This is a genomic window from Demequina muriae, from assembly GCF_030418295.1.
Lineage (GTDB): Bacteria > Actinomycetota > Actinomycetes > Actinomycetales > Demequinaceae > Demequina > Demequina muriae.
Window position 1 is genome coordinate 1 of sequence record NZ_JAUHQA010000006.1, and the last position, 880, is coordinate 880.

The 880-nt window shown below is 62.5% G+C and carries 1 protein-coding gene; it reads right to left on the reverse strand.

All coding sequences use genetic code 11. From position 1 onward, the window contains the following. On the reverse strand, positions 1-799 hold a 799-nt coding region (locus QQX02_RS13075), incomplete at its 3' end, for a major capsid protein (RefSeq protein WP_301143793.1). Between the last annotated feature and the right edge of the window lie 81 nt (positions 800-880).

Here is an 880-nt window from a genome sequence, read left to right on the forward strand (position 1 = left end):
TGACCACGAACTGCTGAAGCTGGCCGGTGGACGCCTTGGTCTCCGCGTGAGCCGAGAACACGTTGGCGATGGTGAACACGTCACCCTTCTTGAACGTGCCCGCGCCAGCCGGAACGGCAATCTGGCTGATCGGCTGGTTGCCGGCGATGAAGGTGGTGGAGTCGCCCGTGGTGGCCGCCGAAGCGCCGCGCAGGTGCGACGGGAGCAGGGTGTTCTCGCCCCAGTCGAAACCAGCGGCGCGGCCCACCATGCCTTCCTTGAACTGCTTGGCGATGGACGCCTGATCCTGGAACAGGGTCTTGGTGTCCTTGATGACATCCGCCATGGCCTGCGGGTCGAGCAGCATGGTGCGGTCGTTGCTCGGGGTCAAAGAACGCTGAAGCAGCACGCGGCAATCCAGCGCCTTGTTGTAGGTGGCCGAAGAGCCGCCATTCCACACGGACTGGTACACGTCCTTGTACATGTTCAGCGCGTCGGCCTCGATGTTGGCCGCGAGGACCGACATGGCCGGCTCGATGATGCGCTTGCTGAAGTCGTCCAACGACAGGGTCAGGTCAACGCTGGTGAAGTTCAGGTCAACGCCCTTCTGCGTCGCCACCTGAAGGCTGACGGAGCTTTCGGTGGTGTCCTGAGCGGCCAGCGTGGCACCGCTACGAACCGTGTACTGGTTCGGCAAGCGAATCTTCAGGGTGTCACCGATCTTCGCGCCGGACTTGGCGTAGGAATCGTCGTAGTCGCGGGTGATGGCACCCACGAAATTGAGCTTCTGGTGCAGGACGCGCAGCGACTCGCGAGTCACCGCAGTAGGGGTAAGCAGGCTATTCGACATGAGTTAGCGGCCTCCGTGCCGCCTGGGGTTACTTGGAAAGTTGTTTGCGAC